Here is a 24,181-nt window from a genome sequence, read left to right as displayed (position 1 = left end):
CATGGACGTCCTACCGGCGTGATTCGCCGTCCGAGCCGCCGAGGAGCTGCTCCATGGAGGCCAGCTCCTCGGTGAAGGCATCACGCCGCTGGTGGGACCCGCATCCTTGGACCAGACGTGCGTAGTCGGCTGCCGCCGTGGTGATGCGCCGGCCCAGGGCCGAGCCCTCCTGGGCGGGGGCGCCGAAGTCGTCGGTGGCGGCGTAGACGCCTCTGGGCGAAACGATCGCGTGCAGGTAGGAGAACATCGGCCTCAGCGCGTGTTCGAGTACGAGCGAGTGCCGCTCGGTTCCTCCGGTGGCGCCGATGAGCACGGGCATGTCGGACAGTGTTTCCTCCGGTAGTACGTCGAAGAACGACTTGAACAGTCCGCTGAAGGAGGCGTTGAAGGCCGGCGTCACGGCGATGACGCCGTCTGCCTCGGCCACCGTCTCGAACGCCTCCTCCAGCGCCGCGGTGGCGAAACCGGTGATCATCGCGTCGATGATCGGGTGGCCCAGTGGGCGCAGCTCCACGAACGACGACCCGGCCGTGATGTCCAAGGCGCCGAGTTCCTTGCGCACCGAGGCCTCGAGGCGTTCGGCGAGAAGACGTGTCGAGGACGGCTCGCGCAGTCCGCCGCTGATCACTGCCAGTTTGGTCATTGCTTCGTCAGTCCTTCGGTGGGCGTGGCATCCGGAGTCGCCGCCTCGTTCGCGGCACGTGCCCGCAGCAGCGACTGGTGGGTCGGAGCCGCCGGTACTTCGGCAGGCCTGCCGATGGCGAACTCCTTGCGCAGGACCGGGACCACCTCTTCGCCGAGGAGGTCCAGTTGCTCCAGCACCGTCTTGAGGGGTAGCCCGGCATGGTCGATGAGGAAGAGCTGACGCTGGTAGTCGCCGACGTAGTCGCGGAAGCCCAGCGTCTTGTCGATGACCTGTGCGGGCGACCCCACCGTCAGGGGTGTCAGGGAGGTGAACTCCTCCAGCGACGGGCCGTGACCGTAGACCGGGGCGCTGTCGAAGTAGGGACGGAATTCGTCGACCGCGTCCTGGCTGTTGCGGCGCATGAAGACCTGTCCGCCCAGGCCGACGATGGCCTCGGTGGGGGTGCCGTGGCCGTAGTGCGCGAATCGCCGGCGGTACAGTTCGACCATCTTCTGCGTGTGAGACGAGGGCCAGAAGATGTGGTTGGCGAAGAACCCGTCCCCGTAGTAGGCCGCCAGCTCCGCGACCTCTGGGGTGCGGATGGAGGCGTGCCACACGAAGGGGGGTACGCCGTCCAGCGGCCGGGGAGCGAGGGTGAAACCCTGCAGCGGACTGCGCAGTTTGCCCTCCCAGTCCACCACCTCCTCGCGCCACAGCCGGCGCAGCAGACCGTAGTGTTCGACGCTGAGGGGGAGGGCCTGGCGGATGTCCTGCCCGAACCACGGATACACCGGCCCTGTGTTCCCCCGCCCGAGCATCACGTCGGTCCGTCCGGCAGACAGGTGCTGCAGAACGCTGAAGTCTTCGGCGATCTTGACCGGATCGTTCGTCGTGATCAGCGTGGTCGAGGTCGACAGAATGATGCGCTCGGTCAACGCGGCGATGTGACCGAGAAGCGTCGTGGGCGAGGAGGGCACGAACGGCGGGTTGTGGTGCTCGCCGGTCGCGAAGACGTCCAGGCCGACCTCCTCCACCTTCTTGGCGATGGTGACCGTGTCCTGGATGCGTTCCGCCTCGGAGGGCGTACGCCCCGTGGTGGGGTCGCGGGTGACGTCACCGACGGTGAATATCCCCCACTGCATATCGGTCATGTCGCTGCCCTTCCGTACTCGCGCCGTGGCACCCCGCGACCGGTACGCCTGACTGTTCCGGCGAGGCATCCGTGACGGTCCCCGCGGGCGCGGTAGATCGGCACCGAGCGAGCGGGCCGACCGGCCGGGGCCTCGACCTCTTCGGATCCAGCCCCCGCGCGGGACTCCGGGTGCCCTCCTGGAGTGCCGGTCGGGACAGCCGCTCACCTCCCGGACGCCGGTCCACCTCGTCTCCGGCTCGGGCCCACGACTCACCGCAGGCTGCCTCCGACTACCCGGCGTTCCGGATCCGAACCGCGTGGCCGGCATCGAGGCGGAAGAAGGCCTTGAAGCAGGTGGGCCAGCGCGCCCCTGCGGCGTGGGGCGCCGATGCCGGGCCTCGCCGAGCCGGCTCACCCCGGTGCTCGACGCGACATGGCGGACACCGGGGGAGAGCTCGACCGGTCCGACATATCGGCAACTCCGCCCCCGCATGCTCATGCGAGCCGACTCAGAGCACTTCCGACACACGCCCTGGGTGGATGACGGTCAGCTCGACAGGTACGGCAGCGGCCTCGGTGCTGTTGGCGTCGGTGGCTCGGTTGCGGGTGAAGATGCTCATGACAGATGCGATTCGTTGCAGTCGGTTGCAAAGCTGCATGGCGAAGGTGGTCGACGGGGGCTGGTCCTGTTCCGGCTGTCGATGACCGTTCGCCCGATCGACGTGGCTGAACAAGCCAGGAACATGGAACGGCTTGCAGCGCAGTCGTAGTCGGAGGAGGCGCCGCGGTCGCCCGCCTGCTCGGCCATTGCCGCACCGACCTGGGGCCCGCACCGCCACTTACCGTGGCCGTGCGGGCCCCAGGTCTTCCGGTGCGGCCCATCCCCGTCCGAGGCCGCGATGCCTGTCTTTACGCTGCGACGATCAGCGGAAGATGGCGGTGGAGAAGCCGTGCGACTCTGCACGGACCACGATCCACGCGCCGTTCTTCAGCTGGTAGAAGCGGTGGCCGTCCCACTGGTAGCGGTAGCCGTCGTCGTCGCAGTACCACTTGCCGCCGTCACGCACCCAGGTGCGCTCACCATCCCAGCGGCTCTCCCGGTGGTGACGGTAGTCGTGCCGGTGGTCGCGGCGGTCGTCCCGGTAGTCGCGGCGGTCGTCCCGGTAGTCGCGGCGGTCGTGCCGGTGGTCGCGGCGGTCGTCACGGTCGTCCCGGTAGTCGTGCTGGTAGTCGCGGCGGTCGTCGCCCTTGGAGTAGGAGACGGGCGACGCGCTGTGGGAAGCGGACTCCGATGCGGAGGCGGCGCCACCGGCCGCGAGCAGAGCGCCGGTCGCGATGGTCAGTGTGGCAGCCAGGCTGATGGCCCGACGTCCGAGGGTGAGATTCATGGTCTTTCCTCCTTGCTGGTCCTGTAGCCCCATGGTTGGGGGCTCCAGGACCTCACCCCTGAGGGGCGAGGCATGCAAGACGCTACTCCCCATTTCGTTAAATGTTGGACATCTGTAGGGGTGATGTATTTCATGACGGTTGGCTGGTGGCCACGGGGAATAGCACGGGCCTGCGCTGCATGCCCGCCGTGCTGGACGTGTGGGACGACAGGACGCGGAACCTCGGCGGGCGGCGAGGATTCCGGATGAACGGGATCGCCCCCGTCGTGAGCGGACCGAGTGCCGTCCGCCGCTGACTCGCGCCGGCCTTCTCGTCATCTCGGTCGCCGACGGCGAGGCTCCAGTACCGCGTACCGCATCGCGTTCGGTCTGGGAGGAGATGCCGGCCCGCCGATGGCCCGGATCAGCTCACGCAGCGCATTCCGGTCACCAGCCAGCCCACTCCCTGCACGTACCTCGTCGCGGAGTCACCCCTCGCGACCAGTCACACCCCGTCAGCACCACATGAAAACCGAGCTCCCCGCTGGTGGCGACGCAGGCTCCGTGCCGACCTGGGTCGGTGCGGAGCGGTAGAACGACTCTGCGTCTGCCGCCAACTACGATTTGAGTAGTGGACAGATCGGTCGGCAAGGAGTACTGACGTGCGTGGGGACGCCGAGACGTGGCACCTATTCCTTCGCGCCCATGATGCGCTGATCAAGCGGTTCGAGAACGAACTGAAGACCGCCTGCGGACTGAGCATCTCTCAATTCGACGCTCTCGCGCACCTGAGTCGCGCACCGCAGGGGCAACTCCGCATGGCAGAACTCGCCGGCGCGATGCTCTACAGCAGCGGCGCTGCGACCAAGGTCCTCGACAAGCTCACGGCGGCCGGGCTGGTCGAACGGACACGCGATCACCATGACAGGCGCGTCGTGGTCGTCAAGCTGACCCCCCAGGGCAGGGAGCTCTTCACTCGAGCCAGCCGGCTGCACGGAAGAAGCATCGAGCGTCATTTCACCGCCTTCCTCGGCGAGGAAGAACGCCCCCACGTCGTCGATTTCCTCGAACGCCTCACCAACCACTTGAACGCGGCACAAGACGGCTGAGGCTGAGGGCCGTACCCTCACCGGCCCCCGACGTTTTCGATGATGCGTCTGTTTCCTCGTCAACCGTGCCGAACACCTCGTCAGGGTGTACGACGAACACGGCTGCACGGGGATTTACGTAGGAAAGCCCAGACCGCTCTGCCGCGCAGCCCCCATCAGATGGACTTCCGAACCGGCCGCTGAGCTACAGAGCTTGAACGTGCAACAGCGCCGGACACCGCCGGGAGGAGACCCGCGGCCACAGAGTCCGCCTGGCGCCGCCCGTGTGCGTCCACGGTGGCCATCCGGCCCGACTGCTGCGACCGCGGGTGTGCGTAATCGGCCTCGCTGGATGCGCTCGTGCACCCAGCCGGACACGCGCACCCGCCCGTCACATCGACTCCCGGCTCCACGACGGTCGGACCAGGCCTCTCGCCGTCACTCCGTGTTGGCGTGAGCCTTCCGTGCCGTGTCGTTGTCCACCGACAGCAGTCCGGCCAGCCGCAGCGCCACGACGTCGAGGGCGATGTGGGTGGCCTGGTCGAAGAGGCTGGACAGGGGCTGGACGCTTTCGGCCTCGCCGGGGCGCCGGTACTTGGTCGCAGCCGGGACCACCAGGGTGGTGGCGGCCAGCTCGCCGAGGGGGGAATCGGGTGCGGTGGTGACTGCGTGCACGCGGGCGCCCGCCGCAAGCGCCTGCTCGGCGACGCGGACCGTCCCCGCCGTGGTGCCGGAGCCGGAGACCGCCACCACGGTGGCGCCGGCGCCGACCGCGGGGGTCGTGGTCTCACCGACTACGTGCACGGGCAGGCCGAGGTGCATCAGCCGCATGGCGAAGGCCTTGGCCATGAACCCCGAACGTCCCTCCCCGGTCACGAAGATGCGCCCGGCGTCGAGGAGTACCTTGGCCAGTGACTCCAGGGCGCTGTCGTCGAGGGCCGCGAGGACCTTTTCGATCTCGGTGAGGATCTGCGTCTTCAGGGCGTGGGTGGTGGCGTGGTCGGTCATGGTGGTGTGTCTTCCGTTCTTGTGTCGTGCTGGGTGGTGCGTGTGCTGGTGTCGTACGCGTGCTCGGTCGTACCCGTGCGGGTGTCGTACGCGGCGGGTGCGTCAGTCGCGGCCCGCCGCCCGCGCCAGGTGCAGGGCTGCGGCGGCGGGGTCGGCGGCGCCGGTCACGGCCGACCCGACGATCACCCGTAGGTCGCCCGCACCGGCGAGGCCGGGCAGGTCCTCGGCGGTCAGCCCCCCGGCTACCGCGAGCCGTCGGCCCGCGCTCCACGTGCCGAGCAGGGCGGCGGGGTCGGTGCCACCGTGCTGGGCGTCCTTGCCGATGTGCGCGGCGAGGACCACGGACGCCGGCAGCCGCGCCGCGAGTTCCGCACGCCGTGGCCCGGTGGTCTCCATCAGGTCGACCACGACCTCCTTGCCGTGTTCGGCGGCGAACTGCACCGCCTTGTCGAGGGTCGCGTCGGCGGCGATGCCCAGGACGGTCGCCGAGGAGGCGCCCGCCTCGTAGGCGAGGCCGAACTCGAAGACCGCGTCGTCGGCGGTCTTGAGGTCGGCGAGGACGGGCACGCCGGGGGCCGAGGCCACGACCTGCCGTACGGACTCCATGCCGAACTGCTTGATCAGGGAGGTGCCGACCTCGATCCAGTCGGTGTGCGGGGCGACGGCCGTGGCGATCCGTACCGCGCGCTCCAGCGGTATGCGGTCAAGGGCGATCTGCAGTTGCAGGGTCATGCGAGGGTGCTCCTTACAAGAGGCCACTGGGGCGTCAGGGCAAGAGGTGCGTCGGTGGATTCAGGCGGCGGCGTGGGCCGCGAGGAACTCCTCCAGTTCCGCGCGGGTGGGCAGCCCGTCGCTGTCGCCACGCCGCGTGGTGGCGAGGGCGCCGACAGCCGCGGCCCGGCGCACCGCCTTCGGTGCGTCGAGCCCGTCGAGATGGGCGCTGATGAGCCCGGCGGCGAAGCCGTCGCCGGCGCCGACGGAGTCGACGGACCGTACGGTGAAGAGGGGCTGGACCCAGCAGCCGTCGTCCTGGAACAGCCGGGCCGCGCCGTTCCCGCCGTCCTTGACGACGACGCGGCGGGCTCCGGCCGCCAGATAGTGGCGTGCGATGCCCTCGGTGTCGTCCCGGCCAGTGAGCAGCCTGCCCTCGCCGAGCCCGGGCAGCACCCAGTCCGCCCGGGCCGCGAGGTCGCCGACGACCCGCACCATCTCGTCGTGGTCCGGCCACAGCGCGGGGCGCAGGTTGGGATCGAAGGAGATCGTGAGGCCCGCGGCACGGGCGGTCTCCATCGCCTCGTACGTGAACTCCCGCGCCGTCGGCGACAGGGCCGGCGGTATGCCGGTGACGTGCAGATGCCGGGCGCCGGTCAGCCGGGCGGTGACGGCGGGGGAGGACGTCGGGCGGCTGCCGGCGGAGTGGCGGCGGAAGTAGACCACCTCGGGGTCGCCCACGTCGGCGCGGCCTTTGAGCTGGAAACCGGTCGGGGCGTGAGCGTCGACGTCGATCGCGCCGGTGTCGATTCCCTCGGCGCGCAGTGCGGAGACGACGTGGGCGCCCAGCGGATCGTCGCCCACCCGGCCCGCCCAGGCCGTGGCGTGGCCGAGGCGGCTCAGCCCGATCGCGACGTTGACCTCCGCTCCGGCGAGCGCACGGGTGTAGCGGTCGACTTGGGAGAGGGGGCCGTTGTCCTCCGCGCGGAACATCACCATCGCCTCTCCGAAGGTGACCGCGTCCAGGCGGGGCGGCAGGTGGGCGGGGGGCATCAGGGACACGGGGTCTCTCCTGGGTGGGGCGGGTGGTTGCTGTGGATCACCGGGTTGGCGAGGGAACCGATCTCCGTGACCGTCGCCTCGACCCGTCCGCCCGGACGCAGCGGTCCATACTCACCCGGGGCGCCGGTCAGGACGACGTCTCCCGCGCCGAGCGGCAGATGGGCGGCGAGGTGGCAGAGGATCTCGGTGACACCGCGGGCCAGGTGCGCTGTGGAGGCGGGGCGCAGAGGTCGGCCGTCGATGCTCAGGCCCACCTGGACGTCGTCCGGGTCGAGATCGGTCTCCACCCAGGGTCCGAGGGGCGTGAAGCCGTACTGACCCTTTGCGGTGGTCCACAGCGGATCGGTGCGTTGCAGATCGCGGGCGGTGACGTCGTTGGCGACGGTGTAGCCGAGGACGGCTTCGTGCACGGTCTCTGCGGTGTGCCCGGCGAGTGGCGCGCGCAGGACGACGGCCAACTCGGCCTCGGCGTCGACGTGTTCGGACGTGATCGGCAGAGGGATCGGCTCGCCCGGCCCGACGACCGAACGGGCCGGCTTCAGGAAGGCCTGAGGCGGCAGCCGCCGGTCGTCGGGGCCGGTGTTGTGTGCCATGCCGACGACAGTCCTGGGGACGACCGGGGCGAGCAGCCCTATGTCGGCCAGGGCGATGCGGCGTCCCAGGGGGACGGGGTGCGTGGTGGCGAAGGGGTCGGCGATCAGTTCGGCGTACGTGCTGTCGAGCACGGCGTAGTCCACCCCGTCGGTATGGGCGACACGAGCGATGCGCATGGAGTTGCTCAGGCCCTTCCCGGTTCCGGCAGGGCGTCCGTCTCGGCTTTCGCCCGAGCGGGACGAACGGCGAGGGTCAGTGCGGCGGCGCCCGCCAGGCATGCGGCCATGATCAGGAACGAGGCTGCCGTCGAGCCGGTGACGTCGTTGAGCATGCCGATCAGGTAGCTGCCCGCGAAGCCGCCCAGCGCGCCGAAGGAGTTGATGAGCGCGATCGCCGCGCCGCTGACGTTGCTGGGCAGGAACTCCGGGATCGACGCGAAGAACGGGCCGTACGGTGCGTACATGGCGGCGCCCGCGACGCAGAGCAGCGGGAACGAGAGCCAGAAGTCGTCGCCCAGCAGGTAGGAGCCGTAGAAGGCGAGAGCGCCGATCAGCAGCCACGGCCACACGAACAGGGCGCGGCGCCCGGCGCGGTCGGAGGCACGGCTGTTGAGAAGCATCGCGACGCAGGCGAAGAGGTAGGGCGCGGCGGAGATGAGACCGGTGGTTCCGATGCCCTCGTCGCTGCCCTTGGCGACGATCGACGGCAGCCAGAAGACGAAGCCGTACACGCCGAGGCTCCACAGCAGGTACTGCGCCGACAGCAGGATGACGTTGGCCGAGCGCAGCGCCTTGCCGTAGCCGGTGACGGGGCGCAGGCCGCGCTGCTCCGCCTCGAGCGCGTCCTCCAGGTCTGCTCGCTCGGTCTCGGTGAGCCAGGCGGCGTCGGCCGGCCGGTCGTCGACGAAGCGGTGGAAGACCCAGGCCCACACGATGGCGGGGAGACCCTGGGCGATGAACATGCCGCGCCAGCCGACCCACTCGACGAGGTAGCCGGACACGACGGTGAGCCACAGGACGGTGGCCGGATTGCCGAGGATCAGCCAGGTGTTGGCCCGGCCGCGTTCCCGTGCGGTGAACCAGTGCGTGATGTATATGACCATCGCCGGCAGGACCGCGGCCTCTGAGACGCCGAGGACGAACCGCACCGCCATCAGCACGTGCACGTTCGGGATCAGGCCCTGGGCGGTGGCCAGCACACCCCATACGACCAGACAGCGCACGATGAGCCGCTTGACGCTGCGCCGCTGGGCGTAGAGGGCTCCGGGGATCTGGAAGAGGAAGTAGCCCAGGAAGAACAGCGAACCGAGCAGGGCCGAGACCGAGCCGGTGATGTGCAGGTCGTCGGCCATGCCGCCGGCGGTGGCGACGGAGAAGTTGGAGCGTTCCAGGTACGCGAAGCTGTAGGTGACGAAGACGATCGGCATCAGCCGCGTCCAGCGTCGGGGACTGAGCGCGTCGGCGGGCGGTGTTGAAGCGGTCGGGGTCGGGACCGCGGTGGATCGGGGCGACATCGGGGCCTCTTTCTTCCGGGGCGTCATTGCCGTCGGTGGGTGCCACATGGGGAGCGCAGGGTTTGCCGCGATGTGGCAAGTGATGCCGTAATTCGGGAAGAGTCTGAAGTCGCGCTGACGGCTGTGTCAATGATCGATTTCAAAATGCGGCAACTCTTGCCGCGATGCGGAAAAAGTTGTGAGAAGGTGGTCCCATGTCAGCCTCAACTCCGGCCTCCGACATGGTCGGCAAGGCCCTCGCCGTCCTGACACTGCTCGGCGAGCACCCCTCGGGTGTCACCCTGTCCGAGCTGGCCCGCGTCTCGGGCTACCCCACCAGCACCTGCTACCGGCTGCTGAAGTCGCTGGGCCGCGACCACTTCGTCGAGTTCGACGTACGTACGAAGCACTACACGCTCGGACTGCGGGTGTACCAGCTCGGGCAGCGGGTCTCCCAGGCCCACGGATTCACCGGCGTGGCCCTGCCCGTGATGCGCCGGCTCGCCGAACTGTCCCGCGAGGCCGTGCTGATGTCGGTGCTCGACGGGGACAAGCAGCTCTACATCCACTACGTGCAGGGGCCGCAGCAGGTCAGCGTCCGCGGCGAGCCCGGCAAGCACGGGCCGGTCCACTGCACGGCGATGGGGAAGGCGCTGATCGCCTTCGCCCCGCGCGAGGTGCGCGAGGAACTCCTGGAGACCCTGGTACTGGAGCCGCTCGGTCCCCACACCATCACCGACCGAGCGCGTTTCCGGGCCGAGATCGAGAAGGTCCGAGCCGACCGCTACGCCGTGGCCGACGAGGAGCACGAACCCGGCATCCGCGCGCTCGGTGTGCCCGTCCTGGGCCCCGACGGCACGGCCCGCGCCGCCCTCTCCATCGCGGCCCCCGCCTACCGCACCCCGCTGCCCGACCTCGTCCGTCTCCACCCCGCCCTCACGAGCGCGGCGCAGGAACTGTCGTACGCGCTGCCCACCGGTACATACTGACGCGCCGTCACGAGCCCACGGTGTGACGGGAGCCGCCTGGTCGTGGGACCCCGCGGTGGCACCGGTGGTGCGGCTCGCCGGATTCGGGCCGCCGGTGTGTCAGAGGCTGCTCCGGCGGGGGAGCGGAATGGGTCACCGATGGTCCCGGCCGGATGGATCCCGCCCGCGTCGGCTGCCTCGCCGGGTCGCAGTCCGTACCACCAGCCACGGGGCGCTCGGGCCGACGGCCCCCGGGGGCTGCCGGGACGGTCCGCGAGACCGGCCACGCCCGGCGCCGCGGTGGCCTCCTGCAGGAGGCCACCGCTTGTCCGGCGACCAGTCGCCTCGTCGGTCTCGGCGGCCTGCGCCGAATACGATGAACCGGGTCGCGGGCTGCGACTCACCATCTGATCTCCTGCCATGGTCAAGAGCCAGGTCGGAGAGTCAGTCCTCGGCTCCGGCGGGCCGCCGACGGGGCTGCATGGGGCACGCAACCGTTGAACCTCGCTCAGGTACTGTCGGCATACCGTCGTGTGCGAGTACCGCACGACGGTGAACAGCAGGTCAGCAGGCGAAGTGGCCAGGAGGGCGGCAGTGATGAACGAGGAGGACCCCCAGGGGCAGCCCCCGCTCCTCGTGCTCGGCAAGATCCGCGCCATTCTGGAGTGCTTCGCCCCGGAAGGGCCGGAATTGACGCTGCCTGAGATCAGGCAGGCGACCGGGCTGCCGTCCAGTACCTGCCAGCGCCTGGTGCAGAACCTCGTGCGCGAGGGTTTCCTCGACCGGACCGGGGACGCCTATCGCGTCGGGCTCGCTCTGGTACGCATGGCCGCACCCGGGTTGTACGGCTTCGATCCGGTCCGGCGGATCCAGCCCTTCCTGGACGAACTACGAGACAGCACGGGAGAGACGGCCTGCCTGTACGTGCGGGACGGCCTGTACCGCAGTGTCGTGGGGCTCGCCGAGACCCGGCATGCCGTCAAGCGCGTCGTCGCCCTCGGCATGGTGGCTCCCCTGCACGAGGGCTCGGCGGGCAGGGTGTTCCTCGCCCACGACGAGGACGCCTGGCGCGACGTCCTGAAGCAGGGCCCTGGTCCGGTCACCGGGCACACCATTCCCGACGCAGAGCAGTTCGCCGAGCAGCGGGCCGCCGTCCGCCGTCGCGGTCACGCCGTCTCCTTCGAAGGAGGCGACATCGGGTCGGTCTCCGTGAGCGCGCCCGTTTTCGGTGTGCATGGACGACTCGTGGCCGTACTGGGCATCGTGGCACCCGTGCAGCGGCTGACATCCACGGACGTGCCGAGGACGGCCGCCCTCGTCGTGGCCGCCGCCGGCGTCGCGTCGCGCGCGATCGGCTGCCCTCCCGCTCTGCTCCCCGGACTACCCGCCGGGGCAGAGAGGGAAGAGGCGGAGGCCGCCCAGAGCCGGGTCGAGAAGGACGTCAGCACGGCCCGTGACAGCAGGCAGCCCAGCGAACAGATCTGCGCCATGGGGGACGCGCCGTCCGGCGCGACCTGGGGGAGGGTCAGCCATGCTCTTTTCCGTGCCGGCCGGTTGCACCGCGTGCACGCAGGCACCCTGCTGCGCCGGGTGGGGCTCTACCCGGGCCAGGAGATCCTGCTCATGCTGCTGTGGGACGAGGACCATCGCGCACAGGCGGACCTCATCCGCGCTCTCGCCCTGGACGCTTCCACGGTGACCAAGATGCTCCAGCGCCTGGAGCAGGCCGGTTTCATCACCCGTTCCCCCTCGCCGACCGACCGGCGCGCGTCGATCGTCTCCCTCACGGACGCCGGGCAGGCCCTGCGGGACCAGGTTGCGGACCTCTGGCATGAGCTCGAACAGGATGCCACCACGCTGCTGAGTGAGGAGGAGACGACGGCGGTGACCGGCATGCTCAACCAGATCGAGGAGGGACTGCAGCAGCGGCTGTCCGGCGACCGCGACACGGATGGGCCGCCCGCGAGGACGGCGGACTCCAGCGGCCGTCGCCACGCGTCCTCGTGATGACGGGGCAGTGAGCCGTGGAGACGGGCGCCCGACCGAGCCGCCCCGGCCGGTGACCTCGGGGGTTCGCCAGGCAGAGGGCCCGCCCAGGGTGGGGCAGTCGATGGAGCCGCCGTCACCGCCCCCGTACAGGTCCTCGGGGTTCGGGGCGTTGAGCCGTGCGTTGGCGCGGAAGAGGGCGACCAGGTCGGGGTTGGCGAGGAATCCCCGGCCGAAGGCGATCAGGTCCGCACCGTGGCGCAGCCACCGTTCCGCGTTCTTCCGGCCGCCGTCCTCGGGTGTCTGCGGAAAGGAGTTGAGCGGTTCGACCACGGGGATGCCCGGCCAGGTGGCACGGATCTTGTCGTTGAGGTCCTCGTCCTCCGCGGCCACCAGGTGCAGGTGCGCGAGGCCCAGCGGCGCCAGTGCGCCCAGCAGTGTGTGTACAGCGCGATGCTGTCGCCCCCGGCGATGTCGTTGAGCGCCTCGGCGGGCGAGATCCGCAGGCCGACCCGGTCGGCTCCGATCGCGGCGGCCAGGGCCTCGATCACCTCGACGGCGAAGCGGACGCGGTTCTGAAGGGAGCCGCTGCAGACGTCGGTGCGCAGGTCGGTGTTGGCCGCGAGGAAGGTGGAGCAGGTATCCCATGGCGCTGTGCAGCTCGACGCCGTCGAAATCCGCCTCGATCGCACGCTCAGCGGCGCGCGTGAACTCAACCACGATGCCCTCGACCTCGGCGGTGGTCAGGGCGCGCGGCGCGACGTAGTCCTTGGGACCCTCCAGCGTGAAGATCTGCCCGTCGGCGCGGACGGCGGACGGAGCGACCGGAGTGAGACCGTGGACGCTGGGGTGGCCCACTCGCCCCGAGTGCTGGAGCTGGAGGAACATGCGCCCGCCGACGGCGTGCACGGCGTCCGCCACCGCGCGCCGCCCGGCCGCCTGCTCGCCGGTGTGGATACCGGGGGTCATGGGGTAGCCCTGTCCGTGGAACGACGGCTGGGTGCCCTCAGTCAGGATCAGGCCCGCCAAGGCCTGGGCGTGGCCATGCTCGACGTCGGTACGCCGTTCCGGTCGGCACGACTGCGGGTCGTGGGCGCATCGCTATGCGGTTGGACAGTTGGAGACTGCCGAAACGAATGGGTGAAAAGGGGCATAAGGAACTTCTCCTTCGTGCCGGGCGGGCGGAAGTGCACCGCCGCCCGAGTGTGCGGCGGTGTGGCTGCCGAGAAAGCCGACAGGCATATAGTTGGTCGCCCAAGTGTGAGCGCGATTGGAACACGTGACGGGGTCCCGCCGTGCCGCGCGCCTTCAGAGGGTTCACGGCGGCGCCGACTGCAGCAACCCCAGGATATAGTCTGCGACGCAGAATATTTGCCGAGCAGATAGTTGGCCGGCCATCCACAGGTCGCCGCAGGTCTCCCGGCCCGTCCCTAACACGGAGAATCCATGTCTATTGCCTATGTCGCCCTCGCCGTTCTGCTGTCGCTGATTTTGGTCGTCTCAGGCCGGGGCAAACTCGTCAAGGACCCGAAGGTCATGGCGATCCTGGAAGCTGTGGGAGTGGCGTCCGGACTTGTGCCGGTGCTGGCCGTACTGGAGTTCGCCGGCGCGGTCGGTCTGCTCGTCGGGATCGGCTACCGGCCGCTCGGTGTCGCGGCCGCCGTGGGCGTGGTGCTCTACTTCCTGGGCGCTGTGATCGCCCACCTTCGGGTCAAGGACGTCAAGGGGGTGCCCGGCTCCGGCGTCCTGCTCGTGGTCTCGGCGGTCGAGCTGGCGCTGGCCGTCGCCACCATCTGACGAGCGGAGCGCCCGGCGTCAGATGCTGCCGTGGAAGCTGGAACGGGCCACCAATATGGTGGCCCGTTCCGCTGCCGCCTGCCGCGAGGGCTGTGTCAGATGTGGTCCATCGCTTCGCAGGGGTTGACCCCCGGATGCGCGCGGTGGATCTGTGTGGACAGGCGCCCGGCCAGGGCCGACAGGGCCGCGCCATCCTGGGGAGACAGCCCCGACAGCAGATCGGCCTCCGCCGCGGCCACCCGCTCCTCGTATCTGGCCAGCGCCTCGGTGCCCGGACCCGTGGCCACGATCTTGCGCGCCCGGCGGTCCACCGGGTCGGGGACGCGCTCGACCAGTCCGGCGTCGACGAGCGTGTCGATCAAATAGGTCAGAACCGTACGGTCGATCGCCAGGTGAGTGCCGATCGCCTGCTGGTTGGGCGGATCCCGGTGAATGACGGTCGACAGGATCTGGTAACCGCGTACCCCGGCCGGCATCCCGTCCATCGCGCTCTCGAACCTGGCCTGGAACCCGCGGAGAATGATCGCCAGATGCCGGATGAGATCCCCGGGAGCGGCAGCGGCGCCCTTCTCGGGGGGTGTAAGCGCGTTCGTGACCATGAGCTCACTTTACTGTGCACGTGACGACTTCCTCGTGGTCTCACCATGGAGATGCACTCCGACAACGCCGGTCGAGCGGCGACGGGAGTTCGGTCCCCTGGCCGTTCGGGCGGCCGGAGCGTCGGCCGGTGTTTCCGGACCGTTCCCAGGGGCGTGTATCGCATGAGCTGCACAGTCACTCGTTGATGGCCGCGACAAGAACGGTCGCCTCGTAGCGGACCGCGAGCTGGTCGTACCTCGTGGCCACAGCGCAGTGCCTTCGGGGCGATCGATACCGCGTCCTCCGGACCGAACGCTGGCGGGCACCCCCTTTCTCATGGTCGCGAGTTCTCATGGTCGCGAGCCTGGCCCGCCATGTCGGGGGTGGCGCAGCCAAGCCCACCTCCGCGTGGGCAGGCCGTGTTCCAACCGCCACGCTGCCCGGCGGCTGCTTCTGTCATCCCCCTGTTTCTCGCTTCTGCGGCGTGCTGGTGGGCCCGGCAGACGGTGGAGTCGACCTTGATCTCCCAGGTGATCAGGTTCATGGCGTCCGCCCGGAACTGGAGAGCTGTGAAGATCCGGTGCCAGGTGCCCCGCGCTGCCATCGGCGGAACAGGTCGTAGACCGGCCTCATGCTCCTCTACTCGCCTGGCGTGCCCGCCAGGCGGTGCCTGTGCGCAGCCGAGCAACGGGCGGTACTGCACCCCCGGTTGCCGCAAGGCAAGAAAGCTCGTTCCGATCTCCACGCGACATGAAACCAAGAGCATCGCGTGGTCGGGTTCCGCTCTCGGTTCCCAACCTCAGCCGAGGAGGTCCCAGCACCCGCTCTGCTGCGGCCGGTCATGGTCGGGCAGGTCATGATCGGTGTAGGAGTGGTTGGCGCCTGGATACCGGAAGACCTCCAGGTCGGCGCTGCTCTGCTGCGCCGCTCGGCAGAGTGCGGCAACGCGCTCGGGCGGCGCGAAGTCGTCCGGATCAGCGGCGTGCAACTGCACCCTGAGACCCGGACGAACGTATGGGGGCAGGTCGGCAAGAGCATGCAGAAGAGTTGACCACCGTTGCCCAGCCGACTCCGTCGACCAGCTGGAATCTTTCATCGAGGGTGGTTGCGGCCTCGCCGCCGAAGAGGTCGGGCGTCATGACCTCGGGCCCGGCACGACGCAGGCGCTCAGCCGCGCGGAATTCGGCTGGGCGCAGGCCGAGAACCGAGTGGAACAACGCGATGTGAGCCATGACTGCATCCCGCCGCAGCGACTCCATCCTTCCGTGACTGCCCACCCCACGGTGGTGACGACCAGCACATTCGACATACGTCCTCACAGGTGTGCTGTCCGGTCCGCGGGCGCCGTCCTTGGTACGGTCGACGCTCGGACCACGAAGGTCGGCATCGGCGGTGACCACGCGGGTGGGCGTACTCGGTGACGCCGGCGCACTTGGCCTCCGGCAGTTGTGCGACCGGTGTGGAGAACACGGTGGCCGACCCCCCCGGCGCCGGTACGCCGACCGCAGCTCATCGGGGCCGGCGTCTTCACGGCAGAGTGGTGAGCCGTGTACGGCACAGGGGCCTCCGCTACCGCGCGGAGGCCCCTGGCATGTGTCACAGCGTGGGGTAGTCGGTGTATCCCTCGGCGCCGCCGCCGTAGAACGTCGACTGATCGGGCGCGTTGAAGGGGCCGCCCGCCCGCAGCCGGGCCGGGAGGTCGGGGTTGGCGAGGAACAGCTGCCCGTAGGCGATCACGTCGGTCGTACCGTCCTCGACGAGCGCCAGCGACTCCGGGCCGGTCGGGCCCTCGGTCGCCGGGCTCAGTATGAACACCCCGCTGAACCGCTTGCGCAGCACTGTGGTCACCTCCCGGGCCTCCGGGGTGACCTCCACCACGTGCAGATAGGCCAGACCAAGCGGGTCCAGCGCGTCGACGAGCGCGGTGTACGTGGGCTCCGGCTCCGGCTCCTCGATGCTGTTGAACGGGTTGCCCGGCGACAGCCGCAGGGCGGTGCGCTCGGGACCGACGGCCTCAGCGACGGCCTTGACGGCCTCCATGGCGAACCGGATCCGGCCCGCCACCGAACCGCCCCACCCGTCGCTGCGCTGGTTGCTGTTGGGAGCAAGGAACTGGTGGATCAGGTAGCCGTTGGCGCCGTGGAGTTCGACACCGTCGAAGCCGGCCTCGACGGCGTTGCGAGCGGCGGCGGCGAAGTCCGCAATGGTGGCCTGGATCTCCTCGTCGGTGAGCTCGCGGGGAGTGACGAAGTCCTTGGGGCCTTCGTGGGTGTAGACCTGGCCGATGGCGGCCACCGCGGAGGGTGCCACGTTGACCAGTCCGTCGGGCAGAAGGTCGGGGTGACCGATGCGGCCGGTGTGCATCAGCTGGGCGAAGATCCGTCCCCCGGCCGCATGCACGGCGTCAGTGACGGCGCGCCAGGCTGCGATGTGCTCGGCCGTGTGCAGCCCCGGAGTATTGGGGTAGCCCTGACCGACCACTGAGGGCTGGATGCCCTCGGTGACGATCAGACCGGCGGAGGCACGCTGCGTGTAGTACTCGGCGGTGAGGGCGGTGGGCAGCGCGTCGGCGGTGGCGCGGCTGCGGGTCATGGGGGCCATCGCGATGCGGTTGGCAAGGCGGAGGCCGGAGAGGTCTATCGGGTCGAAAGCGGTGGTCACGGGGTCTCCATCAGTCCTATTCGTTGGTCGACCAATTATTTCGAGGGCCCGGTTCGGAGCCTACATCAATCGTTGGTCGGCCAAGTATCTTGCCGGTTCGATCCGTCCGCTCGGCCCGAGTAGTCGGGTGGTTGAGAACATTCAGGACCATCCGCTGCACGAGACACGCCTGGCAGGTGCGGCTCGTCCTGATCGTGGGTGGCAGTCCGCGTAGAAGACCGTTCGTCGGAAGCCGCTCTCCTTAGAGCTCATGACGCGTTCACGATCCGGTCTTCTGAGGCGTGTCCAGCAGATGAGGCTGCAAGCCAAAGAGGCGAAGGCGTCGTGAGGTTCGATACGTCGTTCCCAGCGGACGGCGAGGCGTTTGAACTGGTGGAGCAGGGTGAAGTTTCGCTCGACGACGCGGCGGGGGCTACCGGGCCTCGGGGTGCCGTGGCCTGGACGGATCGCCCCGGAAATGCCGCGCAGGGCAGCCGGCGGCCCAAGCCCGGGAGTTCGTGCCGGCAGGCGTTCCCTGGGCGCACTTGGACATCGCCGGACTGGCCTTCGACGAGAGCCGGTCACACGGCTACACGCCCAGCGGGCGGTAGCTGGCTGCGCAGCGCGCACCCTGATCCGACTGGCCGAAGACGCGGCAACCGGCGGCGACCAGGGATGCAGCATCCCGGCCACCGCCAGGCCCTGCCGAGCGGAGGCCCTGTGAGAGCTCTCTACCAGGTACGTGTTCACAAACACCCCCTTCACCGGCAACCCGGCCGGTGTGGTGCTGGTGGCCGACGGCCTGACGAACGTGCGCATGCTGGTCATCGCCAGGGAACTGAACAACTCCGAGACGGCCTTCGTGCTGCCCGCCGACGGCACCGACCACGACGTGCGGGTACGGTTCTTCACGCCGACGACAGAGGTTCGCACCTGCGGACACGCCACTGTGGCCACCCACTTCGCCAGAGCCGTCGAGTACGGGCTGCCCTCCGGTCGCTGGTGCAGAAGACCGGCACCGGACTGCTGCAGCGCGTGCGGATCCACCGCGACGGCGACCGAGTGCGGTGGCATGCACCAGGGGGCAGCCGTCTTCGGACCTGAACTGGACGACCCGCAGGCCGACCGGCTGCTGCGCGCCCTGGGCGCCGCGCCCAGGGACCTCGCGGGCAGCAGTCCCGTCCAGATCGTGTCCACAGGGCACGCCAAAGTACTGGTTGAACTGCGCGACCATGCCGCCGTGGACGCACTGCGGCCGGACCCGGCCGCGTTGACGGCACTCAGCCGCGGCCTCGCCACCAGCGGATTCTTCGTCTTCACCAGGGCCACCGGCGAGGAACACCTGCTGACCTGGTCCCGGATGTTCGCCCCAGCGATCGGAGTCTTCGAGGACCCCGCCACGGGCAACGGCCGCAGCCCCCTCGGAGCGTATCTGCTACGACACGGCATCGTTCCCGCTCCCAGCGGCCGCCCGTCCTTCACCCGTCGGCAGGGACCGGTCCTGGGACGCCCGGAGACGTCCAAGTCCACGTGGAGACAGGAACCGACGGCGAAATCCTCGTCTCTACCGCCGGTACAGCCGTGACGGCATACCGGACGGAACTGCTCGTCTGAGGCAACATCAGACACCAACCAACTGCTCCGGATGAAGAGGTCATCGCGCAGGGGTCGGTCACTACGCTTCCGCCGTCGGGACTTGCGCATGTGGGACGGCTTCCCATCGCAAAGGAATTGTCCTCCCTATCCAAGGCCGGTAAGGCGGACCACCTGCTCTGAGGCATACGCAGAAGGGTCGGGTGCACCTCGGTGGGAGGTGTGACCCGGCCGTTGGGCTGTCAGCCGATCCTGGGGGGCAGGCGGGGTGTGGAGGGACGACGCCCCTCGACGTAATTCTTCGTGCCCCGCAGCGAGCACAGCGCGATCGCGGTCACCGAGAGGATCAACGCGGTGATGAACCCGATGAGTTGGGTCTTCGCCGATTCGTTGTCGAAGTCGGCCTGGGCGACCATGGCGCCTATCGCCACACCGGACAGACCGGCGATGATGCCGAGCTGCATGGTCAGTCGCTCAGCCCCGGCCCAGTCGGCTTTCAGGAGCAGAAACGCGTTCCGGGCTATGGACAGGCCGAAGAGCAAGAGCACCAGGCCGATGATCGGGCCGAAGCCGGACTCGAAGGTCTTGATCCCTGTGTACGCCGCGTAGCAGGCCATGGTCAGACCGAGCAGCATCGCGAAGACCCCCGCGGCCGTAGCGACGCCAGGCCGCCGCGCGGAGGCCGGTGCCGGGGTGGGGCGGCGGTCGTAGGGGTTGCGGGGTGGGTTGGTCACGGTGCGCTCTCGCTCTCGTCGACTCTGGTTGCCGCGCGGGAAGAATAATTCTTCTTGCGGACTTTCTTCGCCCTCTTTGGCGCAACGGGCTGGGCCCGCACCGCCGCCCACTCCGCGTCCGTCATGTCCGAGGGGGCACCGGCGTACCCGATCCGGACGATCAGCGTTCCCGTACGCATGCGCGAGACAATCGCACGACACGAGAGCTGAGTTGCACCCGGTGGGCGTGTGCGTGCACAACAAGGACAGCAGGGCCTCCCGGTGTTGTCCGGCTTGATGCGCATCTCCGAGCTATCGAGAGGCCATGCGTTCATGCCCGCACCGCCGAAAAGACCTCAGGGGGGTGGCCGGCGTCGGTACGGTGACCGGGAGGTGCTGGCCGCGATTGTGTTCGTAGCCACGTCGGGTCGTACCCGGCAGCAGGTGCCGTCGGCGTCGTTCGGGCCGTCGGGGGCGACGGCCCACCGCCGTTCGGCCCGGCCGTCGGGATTGCCCGCCAGGCCCTTGACCGGGTGCCGCTTCGACGGAGGATGGCGGGAGAGAGCGGGTCTACGTGGTGAAGTGTGGGCCTCTGATAACTCCGACAGCAGGGAGCGTTTCTCCCGATGACCACACAGCCCGCACGCCCTGAGCGCAGCGGTCCCGAGACCGCCTCGGTCATGGACGTCTCGCCGTTCAAGCCTTCTCTCGTCAAAGCCGTGCTGACGGAGATCATCGACGGCGCGAGGAGAGCGGCGGCGGAGGAGACCCGGAAGAAGCTGATTCCCGGGGACCTTCTCTCGGCGATCGACCGGAACGTCGAACTCGAGGTGGGGAACAAGTGGTACGACCACAGCCCGACGTTTCAAGGCCTGGCCGGTGTCATGTACGACGCCGAGGGTGTCATCGTGCCTTCTCGTAAGCGCAGCAGGTCGCGCAAACCGAGTGCTGTGGTCGGCGCCCACAGGTTCGAGGCTGGGGTCAAGAAGCTGCTGCGGAGCCAGGGGGCGACGGCCGTCCCAGCGATGGTCCGCGACCTGGACGGAATCGCAAGCGTCTTCCTGACGGACCTCGCCCGGGACGCGGCCAGGGTCGTCCGCGAGGGCGGAGTCAAACGTTTCGGTACGGTCACCCCAGTGATGTCGGGCGAACCGGCCCCACCCCCATTCCTGAAGGATTCCCTCCGGGCCCTGTCCACCCGCAGGGGGGACGGGCGGACCATCGACAGGGATGACATCCTTGCCGCCACCACGATTCAGTTGTTCGGCGGCAACCTCAGGCAGCGAGCCCTCACCGAAGCACGCGAGGCGACGCAGAACACTTCGGCCGGCTGAGCGGGTGCGACCGACATCGCCGCCTGCACCCTCATCTACTACCGGAGACTCGCCAAATCAGGGAACCTAACGGTCTCCTTGCCCTCCCGCTGTCGCCTCAGATGGAACATGAGACAGCCAGAGATCCTTGTCCCAACGCAGCTGCTCCCAGTCGACCCCGGGGTGCGCGGCGGTCACCGCGTCGACGGACGTCGTGGTGTAGAGCGGTACGTCGACGGCCCGGCCCGCCAGGTGCCGAAGCGGACCTCGATCGCCTGCGGGGTGCGGACCCGTCCGAGCCGCGCCATGTGAAGTCGGCATGGCACGCTCGGAGCCGTGCGACACCCTGCTCGGGCCCGAGCAGGGTGTCGGCAGCGCGTCGAGGCCCGGGGCCATCCCCGCGTGCGCGGGGAGCAGCATGAGGTGCAACGTGGGCCATTCCTGCGTACGCGGGGAGCAGACCGTTCCGGCGCTGGACCTCTACCGGGAGTCGCTGCTCCCCGCGCCCGCGGGGGCCCACCGCCCCGCACAGTCCATGGAACTCGAAGGGCTGCTCCCCGTGCCCGCGGGGATGGTGGCATTGAGGTACGGCGATCCGTAGATGTCCCGCTCCATCGCCCGCGTTGCCCCGGCCGACGGCCGCATACAGCCTTCTCGCCGCCGAGCGGCTCACCGGACGGAGAAGGCGCTCGTCGACGGCTGCGTGTTGAGCGACTACTTCCCGACCTGATCGAGGGAGTCCTGACCGACGGTGTCCTGACCAGCGCTGTGCGGTTCGGCGAAGCGGGTGAAGCGGGCCGGCGGATGGTCGATGGGCAGGTCGGGGCGCCAGGCGGTGAGGATCTGGGCGCTGCACTCGAACAGCCCCGACGGCAGCGCGTCCAGCGGCCACCATCCCCAGTCGCCGACCCGCTCGCCCGGCTGGTCGGCGGGCTCGCCGCGCCACCGCGTGACGAGCGCGCCGAACGTGATCCGGACGACGTCGCCGACCTGGTCCATGAGCATGCCCAGCAGGCGCACGTCGGCCGGGGCCGCATGCAGGCCGGTCTCCTCCGCCAGTTCGCGCACGACCGTCTCCTCCAGCGACTCGCCCGGCTCCACCGTGCCGCCGGGCAACTCGACGGTCCCCCGCCGGTGGCGGCCGAGCAGCAGACCGCGCGGTCCCACCAGCACCGCACCGACCCCGGCCGCCGCATGTGCGACGGGCGGCTGGGCCGTACGGGGACGCGAGGTGATCCGGGTCGGCCTGCGGACCTGGAAGAGCCGGTAGGAGGCCTGATTGCCCTCCTCGGGTGCGTCCAGCACGGTGATCTCCTCGACGCGCAGCCCGTGCTGCGCGAGCAGGTCCGTCCACAGCTTTGTGGTGAGCACCCACATGCGCCCGGTCAGTTCGCCGCCGCCGGCCAGGTGCAGGATCTCCGGGCGCGACTCCACCTCCGAAGAAGGGCCGTTACCGGACGAATTGGTGTGCAGCACGGTGAAGCACAGCCGTCCGCCGGGTCTGAGGGCCGCCGCCAGGGCGGGCAGCAGCCGGTACGGGTCGACGAAGTGGACGGCGGACAAGGAGTAGATCACGTCGTACGGCGCCGAAGTACGCAGGTGCCCGACGGCGTCGGCGTGGATCAACCGCAGGCCCGACAGGTCGCCGTAGCGGGCCCGTGCGCGCTCGATCTGAGTCGGTGAAAGGTCGACGGCGTCCACGGCAGCGTGATGGGTACGGGCGAGGTGGGCGGCGTGTCGGCCCGGGCCGCAGCCCAGGTCGAGCACGCGCAGACCCGTCAGATCGCCGAGGACAGCGTCACCCGGCCCCGTTCCCGCCGGGCCCCAGGCGATCTCGTCCACCTCGGGCAGGGGAGTGGCCCGGTCGAGGTGGTGCGCCCCGTAGGCGTGCCACATCGCGGCGTTGACCTGCTCGGCATCGGCCGTACCGGGTGCGTCGGGTGCCGTCATCGCATTCCCTCCTCGGGCTCGTCGCCGAGCCGCCTCGTCACATTGTCCCGCTCATCGCCGGGCGCTGTCCCGTTCTCTGGCTTGCTGCCGGGCACCGATCCGTCCCTCCTCCGGCTGTTCTTCCTCGCCCACGCCGGAGGGCGAGGCCGGGTAGTGCTTGAGCTGGAGCGGCTGATGCGGCCGGTATGTTGACAGGTCCGCTCCGTACCCGCCTCGCCGAGTTGCGCCCCAACTCCTTGCAAGCACAGAGGGCGTCGACGCGTCGGAACGCGGGACGAGCGCGAATGACCCCGTCAACATGAGGCATTGAAAAGGGAGGCCTGACAGGCCCGAATACTGTCGAGCGGGGCAAGTACGGCTCAAAGGTCCAACTCATCACCGAGCGAACCGGTCTGCCCATCTCCGTCGGTATCTCGGCGGCGAACCTGCACGACAGCCAAGCCCTGGTCCCGTTGGTAAAGGGCATACCGCCGATCCGGCCCCGCTGCGGTCCGCGGCGGCGCAAGCCGGGCAAGCTGCACGGCGACAAGGGTTACGGCTACCCCCACCTGCGGCGATGGTTACGCAAGCGTGGCATCACCCACCGCATCGCCCGCAAGGGCGTCGAGTCCTCACAGCGGATGGGCCGCCACCGCTGGCCCATCGAACGCACCATGGCCTGGCTCGCCGGCTGCCGCCGACTCCACTGACGCTACGAACGCATTGCCGACCACTTCCTCGCTTCACCAGCATCGCCCGCGCCCTCATCTGCTACCGCAGACTCGGCGGCCGCCCGCCGCGGTAATTCGATGGCGCACGTGAAGCGGTGTGACCACCCTGATCCAATGACAGAACCCAAACATCAGATCCGAGCCCTCTACACTGACTCCACGATCACCGTCTACCAGGCATACTCGCCGGCGATCGGTCTGGCGGCGGCTCGGGACGGTCGATTCCCAGCAGTGTGGCAGCGGAACCGGATGACATGGATCAAGCCGTCATTCCTGTGGATGATGTACCGCTGCGGGTGGGGCACGAAGGAAGGCCAGGAACATGTCCTCGCCGTCGAGATCACCCGGGAAGGTTTCGAGTGGGCACTGCGGCACGCCTGCCTGTCCCACTATGAGCACGGACTCCACACCGACCGCAACACGTGGAGGCGCCAGCTGAAGCGGGCTCCTGCCCGCGTGCAATGGGATCCCGAACGCGACCTGCACCTTCAGCCGCTTCCGCACCGATCACTACAGCTCGGCCTTGCCAGCGAAGCCGCACGTCTCTACGCCGACGAGTGGATCATCTCCATCGCCGATGTCACACCGTTGGCCCGCATGATCCACGCCCATGTGCGAGTCGGAGGGCTGGAGGCCGCCCAGCAACTCCTGCCACATGAACGCCTCTATCCCGTGGGCGATGAGCTTCTGACACACCTCCACCGATAGGCCACGGCCACCAATTGAGATGACTTCGTAGAGCTGTTGACGTGCTCCCTGGCCTAAAGTCCAGGGAATCCGGCCTGGGTCGTCTGACCCTTCCGGGGGCTTCCTGCTTCACCGCGCTGTGCGGGCACGGGTGCCCGTCTTACCG

At 69.3% G+C, this 24,181-nt stretch carries 22 protein-coding genes and 4 pseudogenes; 11 read left to right on the top strand and 15 right to left on the bottom strand.

The window, feature by feature from the left end; translation table 11 throughout:
- Positions 1-10: 10 nt before the first annotated feature.
- The 3 genes from IE260_RS34860 to IE260_RS34850 form a co-directional block, all read right to left on the bottom strand.
- On the bottom strand, positions 11-643 hold the full coding sequence (locus tag IE260_RS34860; RefSeq protein ID WP_189879305.1) for a CE1759 family FMN reductase: 633 nt from the start codon (positions 641-643) through the stop codon (positions 11-13).
- Positions 640-1,767 carry an LLM class flavin-dependent oxidoreductase gene (locus tag IE260_RS34855; protein ID WP_189879430.1) on the bottom strand — a complete coding sequence of 376 codons (1,128 nt, stop codon included), beginning with the start codon at positions 1,765-1,767 and terminating at the stop codon, positions 640-642. Before IE260_RS34855 ends, IE260_RS34860 begins: the two co-directional genes overlap by 4 nt.
- 913 nt (positions 1,768-2,680) lie before the next feature.
- Positions 2,681-3,145 carry a hypothetical protein gene (locus IE260_RS34850; protein WP_189879302.1) on the bottom strand — a complete coding sequence of 155 codons (465 nt, stop codon included), beginning with the start codon at positions 3,143-3,145 and terminating at the stop codon, positions 2,681-2,683.
- A gap of 641 nt (positions 3,146-3,786) precedes the next feature.
- On the opposite strand from IE260_RS34850, the gene IE260_RS34845 reads away from it, so the two are divergent.
- Positions 3,787-4,233, top strand: a complete 447-nt coding sequence (locus tag IE260_RS34845; protein WP_189879300.1) for a MarR family winged helix-turn-helix transcriptional regulator — start codon at positions 3,787-3,789, stop codon at positions 4,231-4,233.
- Positions 4,234-4,650: 417 nt separating this feature from the next.
- On the opposite strand, the gene hxlB is transcribed toward IE260_RS34845, so the two are convergent.
- From hxlB to IE260_RS34820, 5 genes are all read right to left on the bottom strand, one after another.
- The gene (gene hxlB, locus IE260_RS34840) at positions 4,651-5,220 is read right to left on the bottom strand and encodes a 6-phospho-3-hexuloisomerase (RefSeq protein ID WP_189879298.1); all 570 of its coding nucleotides are present in this window, start codon (positions 5,218-5,220) and stop codon (positions 4,651-4,653) included.
- A gap of 102 nt (positions 5,221-5,322) precedes the next feature.
- Entirely contained in the window at positions 5,323-5,952 is a 630-nt protein-coding gene (locus tag IE260_RS34835) for an orotidine 5'-phosphate decarboxylase / HUMPS family protein (protein WP_189879296.1), read from the bottom strand.
- Between the two features lie 60 nt (positions 5,953-6,012).
- The gene (locus IE260_RS34830; protein ID WP_189879427.1) at positions 6,013-6,984 is read right to left on the bottom strand and encodes a sugar kinase; all 972 of its coding nucleotides are present in this window, start codon (positions 6,982-6,984) and stop codon (positions 6,013-6,015) included.
- Positions 6,984-7,763 carry a fumarylacetoacetate hydrolase family protein gene (locus IE260_RS34825; RefSeq protein WP_189879294.1) on the bottom strand — a complete coding sequence of 260 codons (780 nt, stop codon included), beginning with the start codon at positions 7,761-7,763 and terminating at the stop codon, positions 6,984-6,986. Before IE260_RS34825 ends, IE260_RS34830 begins: the two co-directional genes overlap by 1 nt.
- An 8-nt stretch (positions 7,764-7,771) precedes the next feature.
- Entirely contained in the window at positions 7,772-9,100 is a 1,329-nt protein-coding gene (locus IE260_RS34820; RefSeq protein ID WP_229881610.1) for an MFS transporter, read from the bottom strand.
- 194 nt (positions 9,101-9,294) lie between these two features.
- Between IE260_RS34820 and IE260_RS34815 the strand changes: the two genes are divergently transcribed.
- Complete coding sequence (locus tag IE260_RS34815; protein WP_189879290.1) at positions 9,295-10,068, top strand: IclR family transcriptional regulator; 774 nt, start codon at positions 9,295-9,297, stop codon at positions 10,066-10,068.
- A 576-nt stretch (positions 10,069-10,644) separates the two neighbouring features.
- The gene (locus tag IE260_RS42150; RefSeq protein WP_229881608.1) at positions 10,645-12,054 is read left to right on the top strand and encodes an IclR family transcriptional regulator domain-containing protein; all 1,410 of its coding nucleotides are present in this window, start codon (positions 10,645-10,647) and stop codon (positions 12,052-12,054) included.
- 221 nt (positions 12,055-12,275) lie between these two features.
- Here IE260_RS42150 and IE260_RS34800 read toward each other — a convergent pair.
- Positions 12,276-13,062 (bottom strand): annotated as a pseudogene (locus IE260_RS34800) (oxidoreductase).
- 417 nt (positions 13,063-13,479) lie between these two features.
- Here IE260_RS34800 and IE260_RS34795 point away from each other — a divergent pair.
- Positions 13,480-13,830 carry a DoxX family protein gene (locus IE260_RS34795; RefSeq protein ID WP_189879288.1) on the top strand — a complete coding sequence of 117 codons (351 nt, stop codon included), beginning with the start codon at positions 13,480-13,482 and terminating at the stop codon, positions 13,828-13,830.
- Between the two features lie 95 nt (positions 13,831-13,925).
- On the opposite strand, the gene IE260_RS34790 is transcribed toward IE260_RS34795, so the two are convergent.
- From IE260_RS34790 to IE260_RS34780, 3 genes are all read right to left on the bottom strand, one after another.
- Positions 13,926-14,429: a MarR family winged helix-turn-helix transcriptional regulator gene (locus IE260_RS34790; protein ID WP_189879286.1), complete on the bottom strand. Its 504-nt coding sequence runs from the start codon at positions 14,427-14,429 to the stop codon at positions 13,926-13,928.
- Between the two features lie 779 nt (positions 14,430-15,208).
- Complete coding sequence (locus IE260_RS42140; protein ID WP_229881606.1) at positions 15,209-15,403, bottom strand: dienelactone hydrolase family protein; 195 nt, start codon at positions 15,401-15,403, stop codon at positions 15,209-15,211.
- A 602-nt stretch (positions 15,404-16,005) separates the two neighbouring features.
- On the bottom strand, positions 16,006-17,070 hold the full coding sequence (locus tag IE260_RS34780) for an alkene reductase (protein ID WP_189879284.1): 1,065 nt from the start codon (positions 17,068-17,070) through the stop codon (positions 16,006-16,008).
- A 488-nt stretch (positions 17,071-17,558) separates the two neighbouring features.
- Here IE260_RS34780 and IE260_RS42130 point away from each other — a divergent pair.
- Together IE260_RS42130 and IE260_RS34775 are read left to right on the top strand one after the other, a co-directional pair.
- Positions 17,559-17,773, top strand: a pseudogene (locus IE260_RS42130) (hypothetical protein); the annotation flags it as partial.
- Between the two features lie 18 nt (positions 17,774-17,791).
- Complete coding sequence (locus tag IE260_RS34775) at positions 17,792-18,634, top strand: PhzF family phenazine biosynthesis isomerase (protein WP_189879282.1); 843 nt, start codon at positions 17,792-17,794, stop codon at positions 18,632-18,634.
- A 250-nt stretch (positions 18,635-18,884) separates the two neighbouring features.
- Here IE260_RS34775 and IE260_RS34770 read toward each other — a convergent pair whose 3' ends face one another.
- The gene (locus IE260_RS34770) at positions 18,885-19,376 is read right to left on the bottom strand and encodes a hypothetical protein (RefSeq protein ID WP_189879280.1); all 492 of its coding nucleotides are present in this window, start codon (positions 19,374-19,376) and stop codon (positions 18,885-18,887) included.
- Complete coding sequence (locus IE260_RS34765) at positions 19,373-19,555, bottom strand: hypothetical protein (RefSeq protein WP_189879278.1); 183 nt, start codon at positions 19,553-19,555, stop codon at positions 19,373-19,375. Before IE260_RS34765 ends, IE260_RS34770 begins: the two co-directional genes overlap by 4 nt.
- Before the next feature lie 133 nt (positions 19,556-19,688).
- On the opposite strand from IE260_RS34765, the pseudogene IE260_RS34760 reads away from it, so the two are divergent.
- From IE260_RS34760 to IE260_RS34750, 3 genes and pseudogenes are all read left to right on the top strand, one after another.
- Positions 19,689-19,847, top strand: a pseudogene (locus IE260_RS34760) (IS5/IS1182 family transposase); the annotation flags it as partial.
- Between the two features lie 134 nt (positions 19,848-19,981).
- Positions 19,982-20,689, top strand: coding sequence for a hypothetical protein (locus tag IE260_RS34755; protein ID WP_189879276.1), 708 nt, complete (start codon positions 19,982-19,984; stop codon positions 20,687-20,689).
- A 397-nt stretch (positions 20,690-21,086) separates the two neighbouring features.
- Entirely contained in the window at positions 21,087-21,269 is a 183-nt protein-coding gene (locus IE260_RS34750) for a hypothetical protein (RefSeq protein WP_189879274.1), read from the top strand.
- A 113-nt stretch (positions 21,270-21,382) separates the two neighbouring features.
- On the opposite strand, the gene IE260_RS34745 is transcribed toward IE260_RS34750, so the two are convergent.
- A complete protein-coding gene (locus tag IE260_RS34745; RefSeq protein ID WP_189879272.1) occupies positions 21,383-22,618 on the bottom strand; it encodes a bifunctional class I SAM-dependent methyltransferase/NUDIX hydrolase in 1,236 nt (411 codons plus the stop codon).
- Between the two features lie 311 nt (positions 22,619-22,929).
- Here IE260_RS34745 and IE260_RS34740 point away from each other — a divergent pair.
- A pseudogene (locus IE260_RS34740) lies at positions 22,930-23,402 on the top strand (IS5 family transposase); the annotation flags it as partial.
- A 40-nt stretch (positions 23,403-23,442) separates the two neighbouring features.
- On the top strand, positions 23,443-24,036 hold the full coding sequence (locus IE260_RS34735) for a DUF4291 domain-containing protein (protein ID WP_189879270.1): 594 nt from the start codon (positions 23,443-23,445) through the stop codon (positions 24,034-24,036).
- Positions 24,037-24,181 lie beyond the last annotated feature (145 nt).

Origin of the sequence: Streptomyces viridiviolaceus, from assembly GCF_014650995.1 — a bacterium.
Classification (GTDB): Bacteria; Actinomycetota; Actinomycetes; order Streptomycetales; family Streptomycetaceae; genus Streptomyces; species Streptomyces viridiviolaceus.
Note: the sequence above shows the minus strand (reverse complement) of the source record. Positions and strands in the feature narration are given on the sequence as shown.